Genomic DNA, 23695 nt, shown 5'->3' with positions numbered 1-23695 from the left:
TGAACGTCTCTAGCGATGTTTCATTAATTTTTTTTCAATGATGCTGACAGCTTGATACATAATGGTCGATAAAAGCGCAATGACAAGCAGGCTCATTAAGACAAGCGTAAAGTTAAAAACTTGGAACCCGTAAATAATCATATAGCCAAGCCCTTGTTTCGAGACAAGAAATTCGCCGGTAATGACTCCGACCCACGATAAACCGACATTGACTTTTAACGTAGAAATAATGGTAGGAAACGATGACGGCAATACCGCTTCTTTGAAGCATTGGTAGCGGGTAGCGCCGAATGTTTTTAGCACTTTGAGATAGTTGGCATCCACTTCTTGAAAGGCAGAATAAACGACGATCGTCGTGATGATGACAGAGATAATGACTCCCATTGCGATAATCGAAGTAAATCCCGGACCGAGCGCGACGATGAGAATGGGAGCGAGCGCTACTTTTGGCATGGCATTAAATACGACTAAATATGGATCGAGCGTTTTCGATAGGCGCGGAAACCACCATAGGAGAGCGCCCAAGCATGCGCCTGCCAACGTGCCGATAATAAATCCTAATACGGTTTCAAACAACGTGACGAGCGTATGGGTAATAAGAGAGTGATCCGCAATCTTTTGAGCAAATAAGTTCCAAATCGCTGACGGAGAGCTGAACAAAAGCGGGTCGACCCAGTTATATCTGCTTGCCGCCTCCCATAGCAGGAAAAAGGAGACAAAGATAATGAACTGAAAAAAGCGGATGAACCGCTTTTCTTTTTTCAATGTGGCGATGTACTGCTGATGAAGAGAACGAACGTGTTCATTTGTTTGTTTCAAGTTGATCAAGCTCCTTCCAAATGGATTGGAATAGCGAGGAAAATTGCGGGTGCTGACGTGCCGCAAATGGAGATAAACGGCGCAATTCATCGGGAACAATAAAGATGCGCGCGATTCGCCCTGGTTTTGCGGAAAACAGAAAAATACGGTCGCTCATCGCAATCGCTTCACTGATATCATGTGTAACAAGAAGCGCAGTTTTTCCGTAATCCTTTAGTGTTTGCCACACTAACTCTTCCAGTTTTAATTTCGTTTGGTGATCGAGAGCGGAAAACGGTTCATCCAAAAGTAACATTTTTGGGTCTGTCGCAAGAGTTCTTACGAGTGCGACGCGCTGACGCATACCGCCTGAGAGCTGATTTGGATAATGTGTTTCGACCCCTTTTAAACCGATGTAGGCAAGCAAATCCAGCGCCCGTTTTTTTGTTTCTTCCGTCAATGTTCCCATGATTTTTAAGCCAAGCAAAATGTTTTCCTCAATCGTTTTCCAAGGAAATAAATAGTCTTGCTGCAACATGTATCCAGCTGTTGGATGAGCGCGGTCCAATTCTTTTCCTTCGACGAAAACCGCTCCTTCTGTCGGCTGGATTAATGCGGCGATAATCGAAAGCAACGTTGTTTTGCCACAGCCGCTAGGGCCGAGAAAGGAGACAAATTCCCCTTTCTCTACTGTAAACGATATATTTTCAAGGGCGATAACGGCTGTTTTTTCCGTAAAATATGTGTGGGAAACGCGGTCAACGGCTAAAAAACTCATATTTTCACCCGCTTTCGTTATTTGGACATCACTTTTTCCGCGAATGAATTGTCGACAAGTGTTTCATGATCGATGCGTTTTGGCAATTCACCCGCTTCGTCCATAATGTTTTGCAAATTATTCCATTCTTCTTTGTCAAGAACCGGATTTGTCGCATATGTCCCTTGGCTTTTATAACGATCGACGACTTTTTCGATAATTTGAATATCCGTATCTTTAAAGTAAGGCTGAATTGCTTTTGCCACTTCTGCTGCGCTATGTGTTTCCACCCATTGCTCGGCTTTATAAAGTGCGCGTGTGAATTTTTCGATCGTATCTTTGTTGTTTTTAATAAAGCTTTGTTTTGCCATAAAAGTCGTATACGGGACGTGGCCGGATTCCGTGCCAAATGATGCGACAATATACCCTTTGCCTTCCTGTTCGAAAATGCTTGCTGTTGGTTCAAATAGTTGGACGAAATCACCTGTACCGCTGGCAAATGCGTTCGCGATATTAGCAAAATCGACGTTTTGAATTAGTTTTAAATCTTTATGTGGATCGATGCCATGCTTTTTCAAGACAAACTCTCCGACCATTTGCGGCATACCGCCTTTGCGCTGGCCAAGAAATGTGCTACCTTTAAGTTGGTCCCAAGTAAAGTTTTCAATTTTATTGCGGGAGACAAGAAAAGTTCCATCCGTTTGCGTCAACTGCGCGAAGTTAATGACTGGATCATTTGTTCCTTGGCTGTAGACATAAATGGATGTTTCTGAACCGACGAGGGCGATATCGGCTCCTCCCGAAAGAAGAGTTGTCATCGTTTTATCGCCGCCCCATGTTGTGGTGAGTTCGACCTTTAATCCTTCGTTTTTAAAAAATCCTTTCGATAGGGCAACATATTGCGGGGCATAGAAAATCGAACGAGTTACTTCCGCAACACGTACTGTCTTTATTTCTTCCTTCGTTTGCTTGTTGCAAGCAGCTAGCGGAATAATAAGAAGGAAGAGAAAAAGCGATATCATAGCGATCTTTTTCATGCAGGGAACCTCCTTGGAAAGGTGAAATGAAACTTACTTCACCTTATCGTATGCGCAAGACAAAAATGTGTGAATGCCTAATGGAAAGGAAGAAATATATGGAGATGGACGGATATATCGTGGATCAATATAGATTTCCTTCCCCCAACCCGCATGTGGATGTATTTCTCGTCACGTATTTATGTCAAGGGCTGAAAATTAAAGGTTTTTTGGCCCAGCCGAAAACACCTGGAATATACGATGGTTTTTTATACTTGCGCGGCGGAATTAAAAACGTCGGGCAAGTGCGCCTATCTCGCATTACACAGTTTGCTTCGTACGGATTTGTTGTCATGGCGCCATTTTATCGAGGAAATCAAGGGGGAGAAGGAAATGAAGATTTTGTGGGGGAAGATCGGTATGACGCCCTCGCAAGTTTCCGCCTTTTGCAGCAGCATCCCTGGGTGAATACAAAACGCATTCACGTATTTGGCTTTTCTCGCGGCGGAGCGATGGCGCTTCATACAGCGATTTTGGAGCCTGCGGTTTGTTCTGTCGTTGTCTGGGGCGGAGTATCTGATATTGCATTGACATATTGGGAGCGAGAAGATTTGCGGAGAATGATGAAACGGGTAATAGGCGGAACGCCAACGAAATATCCAGAGCGCTACCGGTGGCGAACCCCATTGTATGAGATCGAAAAGATTCAAGCCCCTGTGTTAATCATTCATGGGGAGAAAGATCGAAACGTTTCGATTGAACACGCGTATCGCCTTGAAAAAAGACTAAAAGAGGCAAATAAACAAGTGACGGCATGGTATTTTCCAAACTTTACTCATTACTTTCCACCGAAAGATAACCGCGAAACAGTTCGTCGGTTAACGGAATGGATGAAACGACAACCAAATGTATGATACGATAAAAAGAAAAGGGGTGTGTTTCAATGGGCATGCCGCTGGAATTTCAAACACTCATTGTGACAAAAGGCAAGGAAAAGCGAGTGAAAGACAATCTATTTATTCTAGAAAAGGAAGGGTATCGTATTTATCCGATCGATATTCCGCTTGAAGTGAGAAGAACGTTGCAAAGCGAAGCGAGCGGCCAAGCAGTGGTAAAAAAGCTGGAACTTGCCAACAATCGGACGATTGTAACGTATGAGCTGATTTCGTTGCATTCGATAAACTAAAAAGGAGGGAATGATTCCCTCCTTGGAAGTTATACGATTGGACCGCCCAGCGCTTCGATTTCCGGAGCGATATGTTTAAACTTTTGAAAGTTTTCCCGGAATTTTGCGGCAAGTTCTTTTGCTTTTTGTTCATATGCTTGCTTATCGGCCCATGTATTTTTTGGCTGCAGCACTTCATCTGGTACACCAGGAATATGAATCGGAATTTCTAAACCGAAAATAGGGTCCTTCACTGTTTCGACATTGTCGAGTTCTCCTTCGACAGCTGCTTGCACCATTGCACGGGTATAGGCAAGCTTTATGCGGCTGCCGACTCCGTATTCTCCACCTGTCCATCCTGTGTTAACGAGGAACACTCGCACGTTATGTTCAACGATTTTTTTACCGAGCATTTCCGCATATTGCACAGCTGGAAGCGGTAAAAACGGAGCTCCAAAGCAAGTAGAGAATGTCGCTTGCGGAGAAGTGATGCCGCGTTCTGTACCCGCCAGCTTGCTCGTATAGCCGCTTAAGAAATGATACATCGCTTGTTCGCGCGTTAGCTTGCTAATCGGCGGCAATACTCCGAATGCGTCTGCCGTTAAGAAAATAATCGTCGACGGATGACCAGCGATGCTCGGATCAACGATATTGCTAATCGCTTGAATAGGGTAAGCAGCGCGGGTATTTTCCGTTAACGTAGCGTCATCATAATTAGGCAGTCTTGTATGCTCATCGATAATAACGTTTTCGAGCACCGCACCGAATCCGATCGCATCAAAAATTTGCGGTTCTTTTTCCCGTGATAAATTGATGCATTTTGCATAGCAACCGCCTTCGATATTAAAGATGCCGCGGTTGGACCAGCCGTGTTCGTCATCACCAATAAGACGGCGGTTTGGATCGGCGGAAAGCGTCGTTTTTCCCGTGCCGGATAGACCAAAGAATAATGCGACATCCCCTTCTTTACCGACGTTTGCCGAACAATGCATCGATAAAATTCCTTGTTCTGGGAGCAGATAATTCATCACAGTGAAAATCGATTTTTTCATTTCGCCAGCATATTCTGTGCCACCGATTAGCACGATCCGCCGTTCAAAAGAAATAATGATAAATGTTTCCGATCTTGTTCCATCAACAGCAGGATCTGCTTTAAAGTTTGGTGCGCAAATAACGGTGAATTCCGCTTTGTGTGTTTGCAGTTCTTCCGCTGTTGGGCGAATAAATAGTTGATGTGCAAATAAATTTTGCCACGCAAATTCATTAATGACTTGAATAGGTAAGCGGTATTTGGGATCAGCGCCGGCAAATCCTTTAAAAACAAATATTTCATCTTTTTTCATTAAATAGTCAATTACCTTATTGTATAAGTTTTCGAAAACTTCTTCAGAAATCGGCTGGTTCGTCGTCCCCCAATCGATTTTTGATTTCGTCGAAGCTTCTTCTACAATGTATTTATCTTTTGGAGAGCGACCTGTATATTTTCCTGTCGTTACCGCAACTGCTCCGGTAGCTGTCAACCGACCTTCATTTCGTTGCAACACTTTTTCTACAAGCTGTGCTACCGATAAATTATGAAACACATTTGGCTGTTGTAATAATGTGGTAAGTTTACTTGTCATATTAGCGACTCCCATGTACAAAACCTTCCTTTTTATTGAAATGGTCTCCTTTAAATAGTATAACACATTTTTATTATTAGTCCATACTATTTGTGACAATTTCTTTTCTTTTATTTTTCTCATTTTTGTTCATAAAAAAATTGTCTAATTTTGTTGACTTTCTTTATTTAATTACGATATGATAACTCATTGAACGGATACTCTTATCCCGAGCCGGTGGAGGGACAGGCCCGATGAAACCCAGCAACCGTCACAACTGGAAATGTGTGAAATGGTGCTAACCTGTGGCAAGGCAACGTCCTTGAGCGATAAGAGTGAAAGGAGCAATATGATTGCAATGACCTTTCCTCAAAATTACAGGAAAGGTTTTTTTATATGTCTATGTGTCAAGATATATAAAAGCTATAATAAAAGGGAATGAGTACCGTCTCATCTGCAGTTTGCAAGAATACAATATTTAGACGTTCGATTATGAAAAGAGGAGGAAACTGACGAATGTCAAAAAAAAGACGTTTATTTACTTCGGAATCTGTAACGGAAGGTCATCCTGACAAAATTTGTGACCAAATTTCCGATGCCATTTTAGATGCCATTTTAGAGAAGGATCCGAATGCTCGCGTCGCATGCGAAACGAGCGTTACAACAGGGCTTGTGCTCGTAAGTGGAGAAATTACGACATCAACATATGTAGATATCCCGAAAATCGTCCGCGATACGGTTCGCGAAATTGGCTATACTCGTGCGAAATATGGTTTTGATGCCGATACTTGTGCTGTATTGACATCGATTGACGAACAGTCTCCAGATATCGCAATGGGAGTCGATAAGGCGTTAGAAGCCCGCGAAGGTCAGATGACTGACGAGGAAATTGAAGCGATCGGTGCTGGAGACCAAGGGTTAATGTTTGGATTTGCTTGCAATGAAACGAAAGAATTAATGCCGCTTCCGATTTCGTTAGCGCATCGTTTGGCACGCCGTTTGTCAGAAGTGCGGAAAGAAGCCATTTTGCCATATTTGCGTCCAGATGGTAAAACACAAGTAACAGTAGAATACGATGAAAATGGAAAACCAGTGCGTATTGATACGATCGTTGTATCAGCGCAACATCATCCGGAAATTACACAAGAACAAATTGAGCGCGATATTAAAGAACATGTCATTAAGCCGATTGTACCAGCAGAATTGATCGATGAAAACACAAAATATTTTATTAACCCGACAGGCCGTTTCGTCATCGGCGGACCTCAAGGCGACGCTGGCTTAACAGGACGGAAAATTATCGTTGACACATATGGCGGTTATGCTCGCCATGGCGGCGGTGCGTTTTCTGGTAAAGATCCGACAAAAGTAGACCGCTCCGCAGCCTATGCAGCGCGTTATGTAGCGAAAAACATTGTTGCTTCAGGACTTGCGGATAAATGTGAAGTGCAGTTGGCATATGCGATCGGTGTTGCAAGACCAGTTTCCATTTCCATTGATACATTCGGGACCGGAAAAGTATCCGAAGATATTTTAATTGAAGTGGTGCGCAACAATTTTGATCTTCGTCCTGCTGGCATTATTAAAATGTTAGATTTGCGCCGCCCAATTTATAAACAAACAGCGGCTTATGGCCATTTCGGACGCACGGACATCGATCTTCCATGGGAGCGCACTGATAAAGCGGAAACATTGAAAGAGCAAGCTCTTGCGTTAGCAAAGCAATAACAAACAGAAAAGGGAGTTACGTTATGTAGCTCTCTTTTTTTGGCAAAATCAAGGGCAAACGCAACGAAAAAGCATCTGCTTTGACTGCTCTGCAGAAAAGGTTGGCAACAATTTGTTTCAAAAGAGTAAACGAAATGCTATATTCCTATTATGTATGGTATAACCAATAGGGTAAATATAAGAGGACAGGTGAAACAAAACATGTGTGGGTTTATCGGATGCGTTCATGATGAGCCGAAAATGCCAGACGAACAATGGCAGAAAACGTTCGAAGAGATGAATGATATGATTACACATCGTGGTCCGGACGATCATGGATACTATTTTGATGAATATGTCCATTTCGGGTTCCGCCGCTTAAGCATCATTGATTTAGAAGCAGGTCATCAGCCGCTTTCTTACGAAAATGAGCGGTATTGGATTATTTTTAATGGCGAAATTTACAATTACCTTGAGCTGCGGGATGAATTAGTGGAAAAAGGATATGAATTTGCAACTAACTCGGATACGGAAGTCATTATCGCTCTTTACAGCGCTGAAAAAGAAAAAGCGGTAGAAAAGCTTCGCGGCATGTTTGCGTTTGTCATTTGGGATAAAGAAGAAAAAACGATTTTTGCCGCGCGCGACCCATTCGGCATTAAGCCGTTTTTCTACTTAGAAGAAGCGGGTCGTACGTTTTTTGCATCGGAAAAGAAAAGCATTTTGCATGCGATGGAAAACGACGTTCTTGATTATAATGCACTGCAGCACTATTTAACATTCCAATATGTGCCTGAGCCAATGACCATGTCCGCTGGGATTAAAAAATTGGAGCCGGGCCACTATATCAAAAAGAAAGTCGGTGAAAAATTAACGGTACACCGCTATTGGAAAGCGCGGTTCCAGCCTGTATGGAAATCGGAAGACGAATTTGTGAAAGAAATTCGCGATGTTTTATTCGATTCTGTACGCGTACATATGCGCAGTGATGTGCCGGTTGGTTCATTTTTATCGGGCGGAATCGATTCTTCGCTGATTGCTTCGATTGCGAAGCAGTTTCATCCGAACATCAAAACTTTTTCGGTTGGTTTTGAATGGGAAGGGTTTAACGAAATTACTGTTGCGGAAGAAACAGCGGAAAAATTAGGTGTCGAAAACATTAGCTACGTCATTTCACCAGAAGAGTACATGGAAGAATTGCCGAAAATTATGTGGCATATGGATGATCCGCTTGCCGATCCAGCAGCTGTTCCGCTTTATTTCGTCGCCCGTGAAGCGAGAAAGCATGTAACGGTTGTTCTTTCTGGAGAGGGAGCAGATGAGTTATTTGGAGGGTACAATATTTATTGCGAACCACAGTCATTAAAAGTGTTTGAACGGATCCCTAACCCGGTAAAATCCGCATTGCGCGTCATTGCCCATATGCTTCCAGAAGGTGTCAAAGGAAAAAGCTTTATCGAACGCGGATTAACTCCGATGGAAGAACGTTACATTGGAAATGCGAAAATGTATAGTGAAGAAGAAAAGCAAGGTTTGTTGAAATCTTACAAACATGGGTTGGAATATACGAAGATTACTCGTCCGTTTTATGAAGAGACAACCCATTATCCACCGATGAATCGGATGCAATATATTGATATTCACACATGGTTGCGCGGAGATATTTTGTTAAAGGCCGACAAAATGACGATGGCCCATTCGTTGGAATTGCGCGTCCCATTTTTAGACAAGGCCGTCTTTGAAGTGGCGGCAAAAATTCCGCCGGAAATGAAAACGGCTAATAATACGACGAAATACATTTTGCGCAAAGCGGCAGAAGGCATTGTTCCCGATCATGTTCTTCACCGCAAAAAGCTTGGCTTCCCAGTGCCGATTCGCCATTGGCTTAAAAATGAAATGCATGATTGGGCAAAAACAATCATCAAGGAAAGTGAAACCGATCATTTATTCCATAAAGATGTGTTATATCGCTTGTTAGAAGAGCATTGTGCCAATAAAGCGGATCATAGCCGCAAAATTTGGACGGTGCTAGTATTTATGATTTGGCATCAAGTCTATATTGAAAAAAAGTATGATTTTTTTCACCTATATAAAAAAGACAGGCATTCCCAGCTTATCTAATCAAGCTGATAGGGTGATGCCTGTCTTCCTATTTGCCTCCCAACATCTTAAAAAATCGACTTTGGATGCTTTTTTATTTCATCAGTCAGCGGACCGGTGAAATAAATATCATCTTGGTCATATCCCATAATAACAACGACGTAATGTTAACCGGTCTGCTCGGCGTTTCCTATTATCATTTATCTTGCTGCAGCGATTTATAATATTGCCCTTTCTCCACATACTCGCGGCGAATTCGCTCCATCTCGCGGACATCTTCGTCAGTTAATTCACGAATGACTTTAGCGGGACGGCCAAATGCGAGCGTGTGCGGCGGAATTTTTTTTCCTTGTGGGACAAGGCTTCCGGCACCGATAAACGCTCCTTCGCCAATTTCCGCACCATCGAGAATAATCGAGCCCATGCCGATTAAAGCGTTTTTTCGGATGATGGCGCTATGTAAAATGACTTGATGGCCGACGGTTACACCATCTTCAATGATAAGCGGATTGTTTGGACTTTGATGTAAAATTGAGTTATCTTGGATATTGACGCGATTGCCGATGATCGTTGGAGCGACATCTCCGCGAATAACAGTATTAAACCAAATGCTTGTTTCTTCCCCGATAACCACATCACCGGTAATGGTGACATAATCGGCAATGAAGGCAGATTCAGCGATCTTTGGAGACTTTCCTTTGTACGGATAAATCATACGCTTCTTTCCTTTCATTTTATAAAATGGTTCAGTATTATTTATTATTGTACAGATAGTGGCACGATTCGTAAACGGAGGAGATTGACGATGTGGAAATGGGAGGCAAATGAAGGAAAAGGAACGGTTGTGATTGTCCACGGAGCCGCGGAGCACCACGGGCGCTATCAATGGTTGATCGAGCAGTGGGTGAAAAGCGGTTATCATGTTGTAGCAGGAGATTTGCCTGGACAAGGGCGGACAACGAGAAGAAAACGTGGACATATCCAATCGTTTGATGAATATATTAATGAGGTGGCCGATTGGATCACGGAAGCCAAACAATTTCATGTACCGGTATTCCTTCTTGGACATAGCATGGGAGGGCTTGTTGTTATCCGTACATTGCAAGAAAAACGCCCTTCTGTACAAGGGGTTATTTTATCTTCGCCATGTTTAGGACTTGTATCGTACCCATCGAAAGGGCTTGATATGTTATCAAGAGTATTAAATTATATCGCGCCATCCCTTTTGATCGATTCAGGATTGTCTGTCGAACTGGCAACAAGAAATAAAGAAGTACATGAGACGGATAAACATGATGAGCTTTATGTGACGAAAGTATCTGTCCGCTGGTATCGTGAATTAGTAAAGGCGATGGAATTGGCTTCTCGCCGTATTCAGAAATTCCCTGATATCCCATTGCTGCTCATGCAAGGCGGGGACGATAAAATTGTCGATAAAACAGCTGTAAAAGAATGGTTTGACCGTTTGCCGATATCGGAAAAAATGTATAAAGAATGGAACAAATTATATCATGAAATTTTTAATGAACCGGAGCGGGAAGATGTTTTCTTATATGCAAAATCGTTTTTAGATACACAATGCCGACTATATCGCTAGACAATGTAAACATATCTGAGGTGAGCCTGTTGAAAATCCCGACACATCCGATCACTCTTATGAAAAAAGTCTATCGCGACGTCTTTCCGGTAGTGCATCGCGAATTAGCCTATTGGAAACAAAGAGCACAAAATATTCCAGACCCGGAACTTCGAAAACAAGCGTTGGCAAGTATTGAAACAAAAACGTTTCACTGTGAAGGAGGCTCCATTTTATCGTTATTAGCAGGGAAGGAAATGGAAGAGTGTATTCGTTTTATTGTCGCTTATCAAACGATCAGCGATTATCTTGATAATTTATGTGATCGAAGCACTTCATTAGATCCGCTTGATTTTCGAGCCCTTCATGAATCGATGCCTGACGCGTTATCGATTGATGCTGAAGTTTCGAATTATTACCGCCATCGTCAAGAACAAGATGACGGTGGCTATTTGCATGACCTTGTACGAACATGTCAAAGTGTTTTAAAGAAAGTGACACATTACGATAAAATTGTTCCGTTTTTGCATGAATTAGCTGGATATTATTGTGATTTACAAGTACATAAACATGTGCATGTAGACGAGCGAGTACCGCGTCTTGAGAAATGGTTTAAACAATATAAAGATCAGCTTCCACCAATGGAATGGTATGAGTTTTCTGCTTGTTCCGGTTCTACGCTGGGCATTTTTTGCTTAGTTGCCTATGCGTTTACAGAAACATTTCATGAGGAAATGGCAAAACAAATACGCGACGGTTATTTTCCTTATATTCAAGGGCTGCATATTTTGCTTGATTATTTTATTGATCAAGAAGAAGATCGTTTAGGAGGAGATTTAAATTTTTGTTTTTATTATCCCGATCAGTCCGTTTTGTTAGAGCGGCTTTGCCATTTTATCGAAGAGGCGGACCGCCATGTGAATCAATTGCCGCATGGGGAGTTTCATCGTCTCATTCATCGAGGACTTCTTGGTTTATATTTATCGGATGAAAAAGTAAAGAAACAAAAAGAACTCCGCCGCCTTGCGAAAAAGCTTATTCGTTTAGGCGGAATCAATTCTTGGTTTTTCTACTGGAACGGGAGAGCGTATCGTCTGTGGCAAAACAAGCTTTTATCATCTTCCAAACAAAAGAGGCTGTCTCTTTCCTAAAGGGACAGCCTTTTTATCGTTTTTCGATGGCAATAATAAAAGGAGGATTGTTTTTTTGATTGATGAATTCATATTTTAATACGTGAGCGCTCTTTTGATCCATTGACTTTACATAATGAAGAAGCGCATCCCGTTCGATGGCGCCTTCCGGATGGCCATGATAAACAACGAGAACGATGATCCCTTCTTTCGCCATAATTTGCATCAATTGCTCAATGGCGCGGATCGTTGAATCAGGTTTTGTTACGATTCGCTTATTACCGCCAGGCAGGTAGCCGAGATTAAACATTGCTCCGGTGATGCGGCCATGATAAATAGAGGGAATTTTTTCGATCAGTTGATCGTGGCTTGCTTGAAATAACGTTACTCGGTTTAACATATTGTGTTCTTGAAGGCGGGCCGATGTTTTCGCAATCGCCTCTTTTTGAATGTCAAACCCAAATACGTGTCCAGATTCTCCAACGCGCTGGGCTAAATAAAGCGTGTCATGCCCGTTTCCGACCGTGGCATCGACAACGATATCCCCTTCATTCACCGCAAGATCCATCAATGTTCGGGTAAAAGGAAGGATTTTGGCCAATTTCATTGTTTCATCACTTCTTTTTTGTAATATTTCCCTTGATAGCTGTCGCGGCGTTCAAGTTCCGCATCAATTGCGTTTAATACTTCCCATTTATTGACGCTCCACATTGGACCGATCATTAAGTCGATTGGACCGTCCCCTGTAATTCGGTGCACAATCATTTCTGGAGGTAAAATTTCTAACTGATCACAGACAAGGTTCACGTATTCTTCAAATGACAAAAATTTGACTAGCCCTTTTTCATATTGCTTTACCATCGGTGTTCCTTTTAACAAATGAAGCAAGTGAATTTTAATTCCTTGAATGTCCATGCTTGCCACTGTTTTTGCTGTTTCCATCATCATATCATAATCTTCAAGCGGAAGCCCGTTAATAATATGAGCACAAACGCGAATGCCATGTTTGCGAAGTTTTTCAACTCCTTTTACAAAGCATTCAAAATCATGTGCACGGTTAATAAGCATGGCTGTCTGTTCATGAACGGTTTGCAAGCCCAGTTCGACCCATAAATAAGTGCGCTCGTTCAATTCGGCCAAATATTCGACCACATCATCAGGGAGACAATCCGGGCGAGTCGCAATGGACAATCCTACAACTCCGTCTAAGTTAAGGACGGTTTCGTATTTTTCCCGCAATACATCTACGGGAGCGTGTGTATTCGTAAACGCTTGGAAATAAGCTAAATATTTTCCATCCTTCCACTTTTTATGCATTTTTTCCTTAATGTTATTAAATTGAGTCACAAGGTCATCAGCACGATTGCCCGCGAAGTCGCCAGAACCTGCCGCGCTGCAAAACGTACATCCGCCATAAGCGACTGTCCCATCGCGATTCGGACAATCAAAACCGCCATCAAGAGCGACTTTAAATACTTTATAGCCAAACGTTTGTCGTAAATGATAATTCCATGTATGGTAACGTTTATGATCGTTTGTATATGGAAATGGGTTGAACTGTTTCAAAACAAACAGCCGCCTCCTTATTTAAAATAACATCATTTCAGCATTGTAACATGATTAGCGGGAAAAATCGACTATTGCCAATCATTAACGTGATATTCGCAAAATGAAATGTGCACATTAAAAGATGAAACAAACGATTATACGCTTGGAGGGAACATAATGGCAACGCGGCAATCGGTCGATGAATTTTTGCAGCATTGCGAAGATGTCATTCGCTATGCAAAAGAGCAATATACAGAGGCGCAAAAGCAAGAGCATTATAATGACCTTGAATATACACAAGCACAGCAAATGTTAGAGAGCGCAATCAATGATTTGGCGCATTTAGCGCTTAGCTGTAATGCGCAACAGCGCGAGCAGCTGCATCGGATGCGTTTGCAGCTTCAACAATTGCAAAATGAAATGATTTTGTTTAATCATTAAGGAGGGCGTACGTCGTGAAAAAACGTTCCAAACAAAACAATCCTGAGCAAAAGACGAGAAACGGCATCAACAATCATGATATCGAATTAGGAAAAGATGTTGATCCGGTGAAACAAGCGAAAAAAGCGTACGAACAAACAGGCGGGCAGCCGCAAAAATCGAAACAGCACGTCGAAGAGTGAAAAAGTTTGTCGACAAAGTCGACAAGCTTTTTTATTGCCTTTTTTCATCCATCTACATACAATTTACTTTGTTACTCAAATATTGAAGGAGGATTACATATGCCCCGTGCGCTTTGGATATTAATGATCGGCATGGCCATCAACGTGACAGGGGCTTCTTTTTTATGGCCGATGAATACGATTTACGTTCATGAGCAGCTTGGCAAATCACTCTCTGTCGCTGGAATGGTGCTCATGCTCAATTCCGGAGCAAGCGTGGTTGGAAACTTAGCCGGAGGGCTATTGTTTGATAAAATTGGCGGTTTTAAGTCGATGACGATCGGAATTGTCGCGACGATGTCCGCGCTTGTTGGCCTTGTTTTCTTTCATGGCTGGCCGCATTATGCCATCTTTTTAACGATCATCGGGATGGGAAGCGGGATTGTATTTCCAGTAGCGGCTGCGTATGCGGGAGCAATTTGGCCAGAGGGCGGAAGACGGGCATTTAACGGGCTTTATGTCGCGCAAAATATTGGCGTGGCAGTTGGTTCGGCGCTTGGCGGTGTAGTCGCATCGTATTCGTTTACGCTTATTTTCCTTGCCAATTTATTGCTATACGCCGTCTTTTGCTTGCTTATCGTGTTTGGATTGCGTCATGTCCGCGCTGTCAAAGCGGCAAAATCAAAGGAGGCGGAAGCAGTGAAAGGAGAGGCGCGGGCCAATTGGTACGCGCTAGTGATGCTTTGTATCGGTTATTTTTTATGCTGGATCAGCTATGTGCAATGGCCGACGACGATTGCTGCTTATACGCAGACACTTCATATTCCGCTGCGGCAATATAGTCTCCTTTGGACAATCAACGGCGCGCTGATTGTATTGGTGCAGCCGCTCTTGTCTGTCGTGATCCGGCGATGGATGCCTTATATCAAGAAGCAAATGCTGGTCGGGTTTGCGATTTTTGTCGTTTCGTTTGCTTTATTGCTAGAAGCAGATTCATTCGTGGAATTTGCCGTTGCGATGGTCGTCTTGACGATGGCGGAGATGATCGTCTGGCCGGCGATTCCAACGGTGGCAAGCGAGCTCGCTCCTGCAGGGAAAGAAGGGTTTTACCAAGGATTTGTCAACAGCACGGCTACCGCAGGGCGGATGGTCGGTCCGGTGCTTGGCGGGTTGATCGCTGATTACGCTGGCATGAAACCACTGTTTGCCGCCCTTGTTTTCTTTTCTGCACTTTCGCTTGTCACGACGTTCTTCTATGACCGGAACTTGCCAAAGAAGCAAAGCAAAGGGAAACAAACGCTTACAGTAGGGTAGACATGTTCTCTGCTTCATTTTTTATCTGAAAAAATATGGAGGTTGACAATTCTCATCGAAAACGGCATATATGAGCTGAATCCGCGGGAAATGTGGCATAGAATAGATGAATAACACAAGCAATGCGCGGATATTGACAATCTCTATTTTCCCCACTTGCAATAAAACGACAAATTTTTTAAAATATTATACACGAACAATATCGGTAAATAACGGTGAAAAGGAGTAGTAGTGAACAAAACGGACTGCAGAGAGTTGACGGCTGGTGCGAGTCAACCGAAGTTTGTTCACGAACTCGCCTTGGAGTTGCGAACATGAGCGGCTGTGTGGTTGCCTCGTAATGTTCGCCGTGAATCTGCGTTAACGATATTGAGTGAGCATGCGCTGATGCATGCTAAGAAGGGTGGTACCGCGGGAATTTTCACCTCTCGTCCCTTTTGGGATGGGGGGTTTTTTCATACGTATTTTCGTTAACAATGATGGATATGAAAAAAGAATAGGAGGAAAGACAATGAGCTTTAATCATCGGGAAATCGAAAAAAAATGGCAAGAATACTGGGAAAAAAATAAAACGTTTAAAACGGTCGATGACGATGACAAACCGAAATTTTATGTGCTAGATATGTTCCCGTATCCTTCGGGAGCTGGGCTTCACGTTGGACACCCGGAAGGCTACACAGCGACGGATATTTTAGCACGAATGAAGCGAATGCAAGGATATAACGTGCTTCATCCGATGGGATGGGACGCTTTCGGATTGCCTGCTGAGCAATACGCTCTTGATACTGGAAATGATCCTGCGGAATTTACGGAGAAAAACATTAATACATTCCGCCGCCAAATTAAATCGTTAGGATTTTCGTACGACTGGGACCGAGAAATTAATACGACCGATCCGAATTACTATAAATGGACACAATGGATTTTCTTAAAGATGTATGAAAAAGGATTAGCTTATATGGATGAAGTTCCGGTCAACTGGTGCCCGGCGCTAGGAACGGTGCTGGCAAATGAAGAAGTAATTGACGGAAAAAGCGAACGCGGCGGCCATCCAGTCATCCGCAAACCGATGAAACAGTGGCTGCTTCGCATTACAGCGTATGCGGATCGCCTCTTGGAAGACTTAGAAGAGCTAGATTGGCCGGAAAGCGTTAAAGAAATGCAGCGAAACTGGATTGGGCGCTCAGAAGGGGCAGAAATTCGTTTTGAAGTTGATGGCCATGATGAAACGTTCACTGTCTTTACAACTCGCCCAGATACGCTGTTTGGCGCAACATATACCGTGTTGGCGCCTGAACATCCTCTTGTCGAAAAAATTACAACTCCGGAACAAAAAGCGGCAGTAGAGGCATATTTAGATACAATTAAAAGCAAAAGCGACCTTGAGCGTACGGATTTGGCGAAAGAAAAAACAGGAGTATTCACCGGTGCATACGCGATTCATCCGGTCACTGGCGAGAAGCTGCCAATTTGGATTGCTGATTATGTGTTAATGAGCTACGGTACGGGCGCGATTATGGCCGTGCCAGCACACGATGAGCGCGACTATGAATTTGCGAAAAAATTTAATTTGCCAATCAAAGAAGTGGTCGCCGGCGGCGATATTGCGAAAGAAGCGTATACGGGCGACGGAGAACATATTAACTCCGATTTCTTAAACGGTCTCAACAAAGAAGAAGCGATCAAGAAAATGATTGAATGGCTAGAAGCCAATGGAAAAGGGCAAAAGAAAGTCACATACCGCCTCCGCGACTGGCTGTTCAGCCGTCAGCGCTACTGGGGCGAACCGATCCCGATCATCCACTGGGAAGACGGTACCATGACGCCGGTGCCGGAAGAAGAACTTCCGTTAAAGCTTCCAAAAACGGATCAAATTAAACCGTCGGGTACAGGAGAATCGCCGCTTGCGAACATCGAAGAATGGGTGAATGTCGTCGATCCGAAAACAGGAAAAAAAGGACGCCGTGAAACGAATACGATGCCGCAATGGGCAGGAAGCTGCTGGTATTATTTGCGCTATATTGACCCGCATAACGATAAACAGCTTGCCGATCCGGAAAAATTGAAAAAATGGCTTCCGGTTGACGTGTATATCGGTGGGGCGGAGCATGCTGTACTCCACTTATTGTATGCGCGCTTCTGGCATAAATTTTTATACGATATTGGCGTTGTACCGACAAAAGAGCCGTTTAGAAAACTATTTAACCAAGGAATGATTCTTGGGGAAAACAATGAAAAAATGAGTAAATCAAGAGGAAATGTCGTCAACCCGGACGATATTATCGAAAGCCATGGCGCCGATACGCTCCGCTTATACGAAATGTTCATGGGGCCACTTGAAGCGTCCATCGCATGGTCAACAAAAGGGTTAGACGGGGCGCGCCGTTTCTTAGACCGTGTTTGGCGCTTGTTTGTCGGTGAAAATGGCGAGTTGAATCCGAAAATCGTTGACAATCCAGAAACAGATACACTAGAGCGAGTGTATCATCAAACAGTGAAAAAAGTAACGGAAGATTATGAAGCGCTTCGTTTTAATATAGCGATTTCGCAATTGATGGTGTTCATTAATGAAGCATATAAAGCGCCGGTATTGCCAAAAGAGTATATGGAAGGATTTGTGAAACTATTATCACCGGTTTGCCCGCATATTGGGGAAGAACTATGGCAAAAACTCGGCCATAATGATACGATCGCATACGAACCATGGCCAACATATGATGAGTCAAAATTAGTTGAAGAGGAAGTCGAAATTGTTGTTCAAGTAAATGGAAAAGTAAGAGCAAAACTGCGTGTACCTGCAGATCTATCAAAAGAAGAGCTTGAACAGATGGCTATGCAAGACGAGAAAATTCAAGAACATATTGCAGGAAAAACAGTGCGTAAAGTGATTACTGTACCAGGAAAATTGGTGAATATCGTTGCAAACTAATCGCCCCTCTTTTTCTTGAGGGAGAAATGTTTGAAAAGGGGATTGGATGATGGGAGAAGTTAAAGAAATTACAGCGGCAGAAGTAAAAGAAAAACTCGAACGCGGTGAAAAACTAAATTTAGTCGATGTGCGCGAAGATGAGGAAGTGGCGCTTGGCATGATCCCTGGCGCCAAACATATCAAAATGGGGGAAATTCCAAGCCGGCTCGATGAATTCAATAAAGAGGAAGAATATATTTTCGTCTGCCGTTCCGGCCGGCGCAGCGAAATGGTTTGCCGCTATTTGCAGGAGCTAGGCTACCATGTCCGCAATATGGTGGATGGGATGCTGGCATGGGAAGGGGATACCGTTCCGAAAAAATATTAAAGGTCATTGATTATTTGTGAAGATATAAAAAAAGCGTTTGGCTATTTGGTCTGGAAATAGCTGAACGCTTTTTTCTTTAATTGTTTACGTGAAATATAACGATATAACAAATCTTAATGCGGCAGAATGTATGAAAGGTTAGGGAGAGTTCTTTCGCTGATATTCTATTTTTAGGAAAGTGAAGGAATTTCTCTTTGTAAATGGAATGAGTAAATGAGGGGAAACCATAATGGGGGAGGAAGGGAAATAAAAAATGTATAAAGTAAAATTATTTGATGAAGAGCATGAAAAAGATTTAGAACGCGCGGTGAATGCGTTTTTGGCAGGACTAAAAGAAGGGCAGCTGATTGATGTGAAATATAATGTTGCGATGATGGAATCCGAAGGAGAGCAAATTTATTGCTTTTCGGCAATGGTTATTTATCGGACCTAACGCCATCCGTTAGGTCCGTAAAGCGATTGCGTGGTTGGCTGCGTTTACTCCGGCAAGTCTTCCAGTGACAAGGGCTGCTGTGATGTTATATCCCCCTGTATAGCCATGAATGTCCAAAATTTCTCCGCAAAAGTAAAGCCCCTCCATCAATTTAGAAGCCATTTTTTTCGGATGAATTTCTTTAACGGAAACGCCTCCGCCAGTGACGAACGCTTTTTCTAGCGGCAATGTGCCGTGAACGTGAAACGTAAATTGTTTACAATGTTGAATGAACGTTCGAATTTTTTCGTGCGAAAGCATTCCGGCCGGTGTTTGCGGATCGATATGGCTTTGTTCGAGCAAAAATAATATATATCGCTCCGGTAGCAAGCCTTTCAACACGTTTTTGATCGCTTTTTTAGGCTCTTCCTTGCATAGATGGGCAATGTGCTGAAACAGCTCTTCCTTATTTTGATCAGGAAGTGCGTCAATGCTCATCATAACCGCGTCTTTGCCATGCTTTTTCAGCTCTTTTACGACAAATTGGCTGCAGCGAAGGGCGGCGGGACCGGAAATGCCGAAATGGGTAAACAGCATGTCCATTCGATGGGTAATGATCGGTTTTCCGTTTGGTTTCAGGACGCTTAAAGCGACATCGCGCAACGACAATCCTTGCAGTGTCCGCTCTTGAATAAACGGTTCGTTTGATGTAATCGGAACCTCGGTTGGAAATAGTTCGGTGATCGTATGTCCTGCCTTTTCCGCCCAAGCATAGCCATCGCCGGTAGAGCCTGTTTGCGGAACCGATTTGCCGCCAACGGCGACAACAACTGCTTTTGCGCCAATAAATTCGCCTGTTTTTAGCATTACGCCTATCGTTTTTCCATGCTCGTATTCGACGTCGGCAACCGGTGTGTTGAGCCGAATGTCTACATGCAGCCGTTTTAATTCGTTTACTAACGCTTGTACAACAGATTGCGCGTTATCGGTCACCGGAAACATGCGGCCATGATCCTCTTCTTTTAACTGTACGCCTAACCGTTCGAAAAAGCGGATAATATCTTCATTATTAAATTCAGAAAAAGCGCTGTATAAAAACCGTCCATTTCCTGGAATATGTTTAATAATTTCCTCCACTGGAAGGCGGTTTGTTACATTGCATCGCCCACCGCCGGAAATGGCAAGCTTCCGCCCGAGCTTGTTCCCTTTTTCAATAAGAAGCACTTTTGCGCCCTGTTCCGCAGCGCCAATTGCCGCCATTAATCCCGATGGCCCTCCCCCAATAACAACAACTTCATATGTCATCTTCTTCACTATCCTTTCCTTCTAGATTATAATGGAGCGGGGGAAATTTTCTCGACCTGACCAAAAATATGATAAAATAACATAGTTATTATTTTCAATGTGATCAAATTAGGGAAGGGATGGTATGTCTACCTCAAAATTATTGCGCGGGACGTTTATTCTGACAGCTGGTGTTATGATTTCCCGGATTCTCGGTTTAATTTATGTCATTCCTTTTTATCATCTTGTAGGGGAAGAAGGCGGTGCGCTTTACGGATATGGATATGTGCCGTACCAAATTTTTCTCAGCCTTGCTACAGCAGGACTGCCACTGGCGGTTTCCAAGTTTGTGTCCAAATATAACGCTTTAGAAGAGTATCGTGTCGGTTATGTGCTATTTCGATCGGGATTACGATTAATGATCGTTACCGGCATCGTTTCTTGTGTTGTTTTATATACCATTGCCCCATGGATTGCTCCGTTTGTGATTGATGAACGTGCGAACGTCAATTCTACTGATGACGTCGTAACTGTTATTCGCGCGGTAAGTTTTGCGCTTATTATCGTTCCTGTCATGAGCTTAATCCGCGGTTTTTTCCAAGGCCATGAATCGATGGGGCCGACAGCGCTATCACAAGTAGTTGAACAAATCGTCCGCATCACCTTTTTGTTAATCGGTTGTTACGTTGTGTTGCGCGTATTTGAAGGTTCTCTCGTTACGGCAGTCAGTGTGGCAACGTTTGCTGCATTTGTCGGCGCACTCGGTGGGCTCGCTATTCTTATTTGGTATTGGTGGAAACGAAAGAAGTATCTGGATGATTTATTAGAGAGAGATCGTGGACAAGTCACGCTTTCCTTGAAAGAAATGTACAAAGAATTGTTTCTGTATGCAGCGCCGTTCGTTTTTGTTGGGCTGGCGATGCCGCTTTACCAGTTAATTGATCAGTTTACCTTTAACCATGCGATGGCGAACATAGGGCTTGGGAAAATTTCTGAGCATGCTTATTCTATTTTTAATATATGGGCGCAGAAACTTGTCATTATTCCGGTAACGCTCGCGACATCGTTTAGTTTGACGCTGATTCCAACGATTACAAAGGCGTATGTAGAAAAAGACCGGAGATCGTTGCGAAAATATTTAAACCAAACGTTTCAAGTCGTCATGTTTTTAACATTGCCTGCCGTTGTCGGCATGGCACTTCTTGCAGAACCAGTTTATGCCGCGTTTTATAGCTATGATCCGCTTGGAGAGCAAGTGTTGCGCTGGTATGCGCCAACCGCCATTTTGTTCGCATTGTTTTCCGTGACAGCGGCGATGCTGCAAGGCATTAATCAACAACGTTTTTCGGTCGTCAGCTTAACGATGGGACTTTTTGTGAAACTGTTACTCAATACGTTTCTTATCACAAAATTGGCGACGATTGGCGCGATACTTGCGACGATGTCTGGTTATTTTGTTTCGGTTGTATTTAATTTATGGATTATTAAAAAATACACCAACTACCAATATCAGTTTGTCATGCGCCGCACGATTTTTATTGGAATATTAACGGCGCTTATGTCAGGATTTGTTGCGATTGTGCAGCTGCTTTTGAAATCAATGCTGCATTATCATGGCGGAAGAGTGGAATCGATCGTGATTGTTGCGATTAGTGCGCTTATCGGCGCTGGGGTGTATTTCTTTTTCAGCGAACGGTCTGGGCTGCTTGCCTCGCTGTTTGGAAATCGATTTGCGTTTTTGCAGCGCAGAAAGGAAAAGAAGGCGGTCTCTTAGCCGCCTTCTTTTCTAAAAGATTAAAATTGTTCAAAAGGAAGCCCAAGTCGGCGCTCGACGCGTTGCAAACGGCGGTTAAGGCGATTGAGACGATCTTCATGACGCTGTAACGTCCGTTCGATCCGATTCAGTTGCTGTTGAATGTTTCCGAAACCTCCTGGGAAGCCTGGGCCAAAAGGTTGAGTAGGTTGTTGACGATAATCATCTGTCACTGGAAGATAATAATAATTCATTATGGGCAAATCTCCTTTCTTCTTTTTTCTTTCATAGTGTATGGAAATAGGAAGAATGCGGACTAGACAAACGCCTAATTGAAGCAAATTTTTTAAAAGGTGGTGAAAACATTGGGATTGCGTATTGATAAAATGCTCGCCAACATGGGGTACGGGACAAGAAAAGAAGTAAAAAAATTGCTGAAATCAGGAGTCGTCAAAATTGACGGGGTTGTGGTCAAAGATCCGAAAACACAAGTCAACCCGACGGAGCAGGTCGTGACAGTGCGGGGAAAAGAAGTGGAGTATAAAGAATTTATTTATTTAATGATGAACAAACCGCCGGGAGTCGTTTCGGCGACGGAAGATGTGGTGGAAGAAACGGTTGTTGACCTGCTAGAAGAGGAAGATCGCGTGTTTTCGCCATTCCCAGTTGGGCGTCTGGATAAAGATACAGAGGGGCTTTTATTGTTGACGAATGATGGGCAATTAGCTCATCAGCTGCTTTCCCCGAAAAAGCATGTGCCGAAAACGTATTTTGCCGTTATTGAGGGGGAAGTGACAGAGGAAGATGTGGCGGCATTCCGCCACGGGGTGGTGTTGGATGATGGTTATGAAACAAAGCCAGCGGAACTGGTGGTTTTAAAATCGGGACTTCGTTCGGATGTGGAGGTAACGATCACAGAAGGAAAGTTTCACCAAGTGAAGCGAATGTTCCGGGCGATAGGTAAACGGGTCATTTACTTAAAACGGATTCAAATGGGGCCTCTTGTGCTTGATCCGTCGCTAGATCTTGGTGAATATCGAGAATTGACGGATGAGGAAGTGGAGATGTTAAAACAATTTCGCCCATGAACCTTCCTCCCTTCACTCCGTTTAGAGGAGGAGAGACTTCTCTGGGATTAAAGCTGAAAAAAAAGGAACCGCACTTAGGTTCCTTTTATATGCAAACTAATACGTATTCTTTTTTGGCATGTTGAGGCTTATTCTTATCTCGCTATAACCTCTCACCTTTCTCTCTCTTCTTCGCACCCATTAAGAAGATATTCGTACCTTCTTATTGGTTGTCGTCCATTTGCCTTTGCTAGGGCTGCGAACTAGGTCGTTATACGCTAACACGTTTAAATCACGCTGAATCGTTCTTGGGGTGGTGCCAAACTCATCAACAAGCTCTTGTGTCGTTACGGTTCCTTTCTCACTAATGTACATGTATACGGATTTAATTCGTGTTAGCATACGATGTGTTGAAGGTTTCAAAAAACCACTCCCTATCATTGCATAATTCGCATGGCACAACATCGCTGCTTCTGAGATGAGAGATTATATCTTGCTGTGATTTACTATCATTTTACACGAAAATAGATGAAAAATGCTACCTATTTACCGACATTAACAAAATATTT

24 protein-coding genes, 1 riboswitch and 1 other annotated feature are annotated in these 23695 nt (G+C 43.2%); of the genes, 14 read left to right on the top strand and 10 right to left on the bottom strand.

The window, feature by feature from the left end:
• Window positions 1-9: 9 nt before the first annotated feature.
• Genes DER53_RS01715 through DER53_RS01705 form a run of 3 tightly spaced genes read right to left on the bottom strand, consistent with a single transcriptional unit; the run spans window position 10 to window position 2592 of the window.
• Window positions 10-819 carry an ABC transporter permease gene (locus DER53_RS01715; protein ID WP_062755060.1) on the bottom strand — a complete coding sequence of 270 codons (810 nt, stop codon included), beginning with the start codon at window positions 817-819 and terminating at the stop codon, window positions 10-12.
• On the bottom strand, window positions 803-1576 hold the full coding sequence (locus tag DER53_RS01710; protein ID WP_015864875.1) for an ABC transporter ATP-binding protein: 774 nt from the start codon (window positions 1574-1576) through the stop codon (window positions 803-805). Before DER53_RS01710 ends, DER53_RS01715 begins: the two co-directional genes overlap by 17 nt.
• Window positions 1577-1593: 17 nt before the next feature.
• Entirely contained in the window at window positions 1594-2592 is a 999-nt protein-coding gene (locus tag DER53_RS01705) for an ABC transporter substrate-binding protein (protein ID WP_015864874.1), read from the bottom strand.
• A gap of 104 nt (window positions 2593-2696) precedes the next feature.
• Between DER53_RS01705 and DER53_RS01700 the strand changes: the two genes are divergently transcribed.
• Both DER53_RS01700 and DER53_RS01695 read left to right on the top strand, forming a co-directional pair.
• On the top strand, window positions 2697-3485 hold the full coding sequence (locus DER53_RS01700) for an alpha/beta hydrolase family protein (RefSeq protein ID WP_062755103.1): 789 nt from the start codon (window positions 2697-2699) through the stop codon (window positions 3483-3485).
• A 29-nt stretch (window positions 3486-3514) separates the two neighbouring features.
• Window positions 3515-3757 carry a DUF2584 domain-containing protein gene (locus DER53_RS01695; RefSeq protein ID WP_062755058.1) on the top strand — a complete coding sequence of 81 codons (243 nt, stop codon included), beginning with the start codon at window positions 3515-3517 and terminating at the stop codon, window positions 3755-3757.
• A gap of 29 nt (window positions 3758-3786) precedes the next feature.
• Here the strand turns inward: DER53_RS01695 and pckA are convergent, their stop codons facing one another.
• Window positions 3787-5373 (bottom strand): phosphoenolpyruvate carboxykinase (ATP), encoded by a 1587-nt coding sequence (gene pckA / locus DER53_RS01690; protein ID WP_062755056.1) that lies wholly within the window; start codon window positions 5371-5373, stop codon window positions 3787-3789.
• A 185-nt stretch (window positions 5374-5558) separates the two neighbouring features.
• Window positions 5559-5673: riboswitch (SAM riboswitch) on the top strand.
• Window positions 5674-5853: 180 nt separating this feature from the next.
• On the opposite strand from pckA, the gene metK reads away from it, so the two are divergent.
• Together metK and asnB are read left to right on the top strand one after the other, a co-directional pair.
• On the top strand, window positions 5854-7065 hold the full coding sequence (gene metK, locus DER53_RS01685) for a methionine adenosyltransferase (RefSeq protein WP_015864870.1): 1212 nt from the start codon (window positions 5854-5856) through the stop codon (window positions 7063-7065).
• A 201-nt stretch (window positions 7066-7266) separates the two neighbouring features.
• A complete protein-coding gene (gene asnB, locus DER53_RS01680; protein ID WP_062755054.1) occupies window positions 7267-9165 on the top strand; it encodes an asparagine synthase (glutamine-hydrolyzing) in 1899 nt (632 codons plus the stop codon).
• A 175-nt stretch (window positions 9166-9340) separates the two neighbouring features.
• Here asnB and DER53_RS01675 read toward each other — a convergent pair whose 3' ends face one another.
• On the bottom strand, window positions 9341-9859 hold the full coding sequence (locus tag DER53_RS01675) for a gamma carbonic anhydrase (RefSeq protein ID WP_062755052.1): 519 nt from the start codon (window positions 9857-9859) through the stop codon (window positions 9341-9343).
• Window positions 9860-9949: 90 nt separating this feature from the next.
• Here DER53_RS01675 and DER53_RS01670 point away from each other — a divergent pair, with 90 nt between their 5' ends.
• Window positions 9950-10741 carry an alpha/beta hydrolase gene (locus tag DER53_RS01670; protein WP_062755050.1) on the top strand — a complete coding sequence of 264 codons (792 nt, stop codon included), beginning with the start codon at window positions 9950-9952 and terminating at the stop codon, window positions 10739-10741.
• Window positions 10742-10770: 29 nt separating this feature from the next.
• The gene (locus tag DER53_RS01665) at window positions 10771-11871 is read left to right on the top strand and encodes a tetraprenyl-beta-curcumene synthase family protein (RefSeq protein ID WP_062755048.1); all 1101 of its coding nucleotides are present in this window, start codon (window positions 10771-10773) and stop codon (window positions 11869-11871) included.
• Between the two features lie 13 nt (window positions 11872-11884).
• Here DER53_RS01665 and mnmM read toward each other — a convergent pair whose 3' ends face one another.
• Window positions 11885-12457 (bottom strand): tRNA 5-(aminomethyl)-2-thiouridylate-methyltransferase MnmM, encoded by a 573-nt coding sequence (gene mnmM / locus DER53_RS01660; protein WP_062755046.1) that lies wholly within the window; start codon window positions 12455-12457, stop codon window positions 11885-11887.
• Window positions 12454-13416: a tRNA modification radical SAM protein MnmL/YtqA gene (gene mnmL, locus DER53_RS01655; RefSeq protein ID WP_062755044.1), complete on the bottom strand. Its 963-nt coding sequence runs from the start codon at window positions 13414-13416 to the stop codon at window positions 12454-12456. Before mnmL ends, mnmM begins: the two co-directional genes overlap by 4 nt.
• Window positions 13417-13575: 159 nt before the next feature.
• Here mnmL and DER53_RS01650 point away from each other — a divergent pair, with 159 nt between their 5' ends.
• From DER53_RS01650 to DER53_RS01625, 6 genes are all read left to right on the top strand, one after another.
• The gene (locus DER53_RS01650) at window positions 13576-13839 is read left to right on the top strand and encodes a YtzC family protein (protein ID WP_062755042.1); all 264 of its coding nucleotides are present in this window, start codon (window positions 13576-13578) and stop codon (window positions 13837-13839) included.
• 14 nt (window positions 13840-13853) lie between these two features.
• Window positions 13854-14021, top strand: a complete 168-nt coding sequence (locus tag DER53_RS01645) for a hypothetical protein (RefSeq protein WP_062755040.1) — start codon at window positions 13854-13856, stop codon at window positions 14019-14021.
• Between the two features lie 99 nt (window positions 14022-14120).
• Window positions 14121-15314, top strand: coding sequence for an MDR family MFS transporter (locus DER53_RS01640; protein WP_062755038.1), 1194 nt, complete (start codon window positions 14121-14123; stop codon window positions 15312-15314).
• Between the two features lie 206 nt (window positions 15315-15520).
• Window positions 15521-15753 (top strand) — a binding site (T-box leader).
• 72 nt (window positions 15754-15825) lie between these two features.
• Window positions 15826-18243 carry a leucine--tRNA ligase gene (gene leuS / locus DER53_RS01635; protein WP_062755036.1) on the top strand — a complete coding sequence of 806 codons (2418 nt, stop codon included), beginning with the start codon at window positions 15826-15828 and terminating at the stop codon, window positions 18241-18243.
• A gap of 49 nt (window positions 18244-18292) precedes the next feature.
• Window positions 18293-18610, top strand: coding sequence for a rhodanese-like domain-containing protein (locus tag DER53_RS01630; protein WP_062755034.1), 318 nt, complete (start codon window positions 18293-18295; stop codon window positions 18608-18610).
• A 253-nt stretch (window positions 18611-18863) separates the two neighbouring features.
• Window positions 18864-19043 carry a sporulation protein Cse60 gene (locus DER53_RS01625; protein WP_015864857.1) on the top strand — a complete coding sequence of 60 codons (180 nt, stop codon included), beginning with the start codon at window positions 18864-18866 and terminating at the stop codon, window positions 19041-19043.
• A 9-nt stretch (window positions 19044-19052) separates the two neighbouring features.
• Here DER53_RS01625 and DER53_RS01620 read toward each other — a convergent pair whose 3' ends face one another.
• Entirely contained in the window at window positions 19053-20327 is a 1275-nt protein-coding gene (locus DER53_RS01620) for a BaiN/RdsA family NAD(P)/FAD-dependent oxidoreductase (RefSeq protein WP_062755032.1), read from the bottom strand.
• 124 nt (window positions 20328-20451) lie between these two features.
• Here DER53_RS01620 and DER53_RS01615 point away from each other — a divergent pair, with 124 nt between their 5' ends.
• Window positions 20452-22080, top strand: a complete 1629-nt coding sequence (locus DER53_RS01615) for a putative polysaccharide biosynthesis protein (RefSeq protein ID WP_015864855.1) — start codon at window positions 20452-20454, stop codon at window positions 22078-22080.
• Window positions 22081-22100: 20 nt separating this feature from the next.
• Here DER53_RS01615 and DER53_RS01610 read toward each other — a convergent pair whose 3' ends face one another.
• The gene (locus tag DER53_RS01610; protein WP_015864854.1) at window positions 22101-22313 is read right to left on the bottom strand and encodes a hypothetical protein; all 213 of its coding nucleotides are present in this window, start codon (window positions 22311-22313) and stop codon (window positions 22101-22103) included.
• Window positions 22314-22424: 111 nt separating this feature from the next.
• Between DER53_RS01610 and DER53_RS01605 the strand changes: the two genes are divergently transcribed.
• Window positions 22425-23147, top strand: a complete 723-nt coding sequence (locus DER53_RS01605; RefSeq protein ID WP_062755030.1) for a pseudouridine synthase — start codon at window positions 22425-22427, stop codon at window positions 23145-23147.
• A 180-nt stretch (window positions 23148-23327) separates the two neighbouring features.
• Here DER53_RS01605 and DER53_RS01600 read toward each other — a convergent pair whose 3' ends face one another.
• Window positions 23328-23549, bottom strand: a complete 222-nt coding sequence (locus DER53_RS01600) for a DeoR family transcriptional regulator (RefSeq protein ID WP_015864852.1) — start codon at window positions 23547-23549, stop codon at window positions 23328-23330.
• Window positions 23550-23695: the final 146 nt, after the last annotated feature.

Source organism: Parageobacillus toebii NBRC 107807 (assembly GCF_003688615.2).
In the GTDB taxonomy this organism is placed as follows: Bacteria; Bacillota; Bacilli; order Bacillales; family Anoxybacillaceae; genus Parageobacillus_B; species Parageobacillus_B toebii.
Note: the sequence above shows the minus strand (reverse complement) of the source record. Positions and strands in the feature narration are given on the sequence as shown.

Bases quoted from the DNA above. Each gene is read 5' to 3' on its own strand.
- DER53_RS01710 (WP_015864875.1), bottom strand. From the start codon at position 1,576: ATGAGTTTTTTAGCCGTTGACCGCGTTTCCCACACATATTTTACGGAA.
- DER53_RS01705 (WP_015864874.1), bottom strand. From the start codon at position 2,592: ATGAAAAAGATCGCTATGATATCGCTTTTTCTCTTCCTTCTTATTATT.
- DER53_RS01700 (WP_062755103.1), top strand. From the start codon at position 2,697: ATGGACGGATATATCGTGGATCAATATAGATTTCCTTCCCCCAACCCG.
- DER53_RS01695 (WP_062755058.1), top strand. From the start codon at position 3,515: ATGGGCATGCCGCTGGAATTTCAAACACTCATTGTGACAAAAGGCAAG.
- pckA (WP_062755056.1), bottom strand. From the start codon at position 5,373: ATGGGAGTCGCTAATATGACAAGTAAACTTACCACATTATTACAACAG.
- metK (WP_015864870.1), top strand. From the start codon at position 5,854: ATGTCAAAAAAAAGACGTTTATTTACTTCGGAATCTGTAACGGAAGGT.
- asnB (WP_062755054.1), top strand. From the start codon at position 7,267: ATGTGTGGGTTTATCGGATGCGTTCATGATGAGCCGAAAATGCCAGAC.
- DER53_RS01675 (WP_062755052.1), bottom strand. From the start codon at position 9,859: ATGATTTATCCGTACAAAGGAAAGTCTCCAAAGATCGCTGAATCTGCC.
- DER53_RS01670 (WP_062755050.1), top strand. From the start codon at position 9,950: ATGTGGAAATGGGAGGCAAATGAAGGAAAAGGAACGGTTGTGATTGTC.
- mnmM (WP_062755046.1), bottom strand. From the start codon at position 12,457: ATGAAATTGGCCAAAATCCTTCCTTTTACCCGAACATTGATGGATCTT.
- DER53_RS01650 (WP_062755042.1), top strand. From the start codon at position 13,576: ATGGCAACGCGGCAATCGGTCGATGAATTTTTGCAGCATTGCGAAGAT.
- DER53_RS01640 (WP_062755038.1), top strand. From the start codon at position 14,121: ATGCCCCGTGCGCTTTGGATATTAATGATCGGCATGGCCATCAACGTG.
- leuS (WP_062755036.1), top strand. From the start codon at position 15,826: ATGAGCTTTAATCATCGGGAAATCGAAAAAAAATGGCAAGAATACTGG.
- DER53_RS01630 (WP_062755034.1), top strand. From the start codon at position 18,293: ATGGGAGAAGTTAAAGAAATTACAGCGGCAGAAGTAAAAGAAAAACTC.
- DER53_RS01625 (WP_015864857.1), top strand. From the start codon at position 18,864: ATGTATAAAGTAAAATTATTTGATGAAGAGCATGAAAAAGATTTAGAA.
- DER53_RS01620 (WP_062755032.1), bottom strand. From the start codon at position 20,327: ATGACATATGAAGTTGTTGTTATTGGGGGAGGGCCATCGGGATTAATG.
- DER53_RS01615 (WP_015864855.1), top strand. From the start codon at position 20,452: ATGTCTACCTCAAAATTATTGCGCGGGACGTTTATTCTGACAGCTGGT.
- DER53_RS01610 (WP_015864854.1), bottom strand. From the start codon at position 22,313: ATGAATTATTATTATCTTCCAGTGACAGATGATTATCGTCAACAACCT.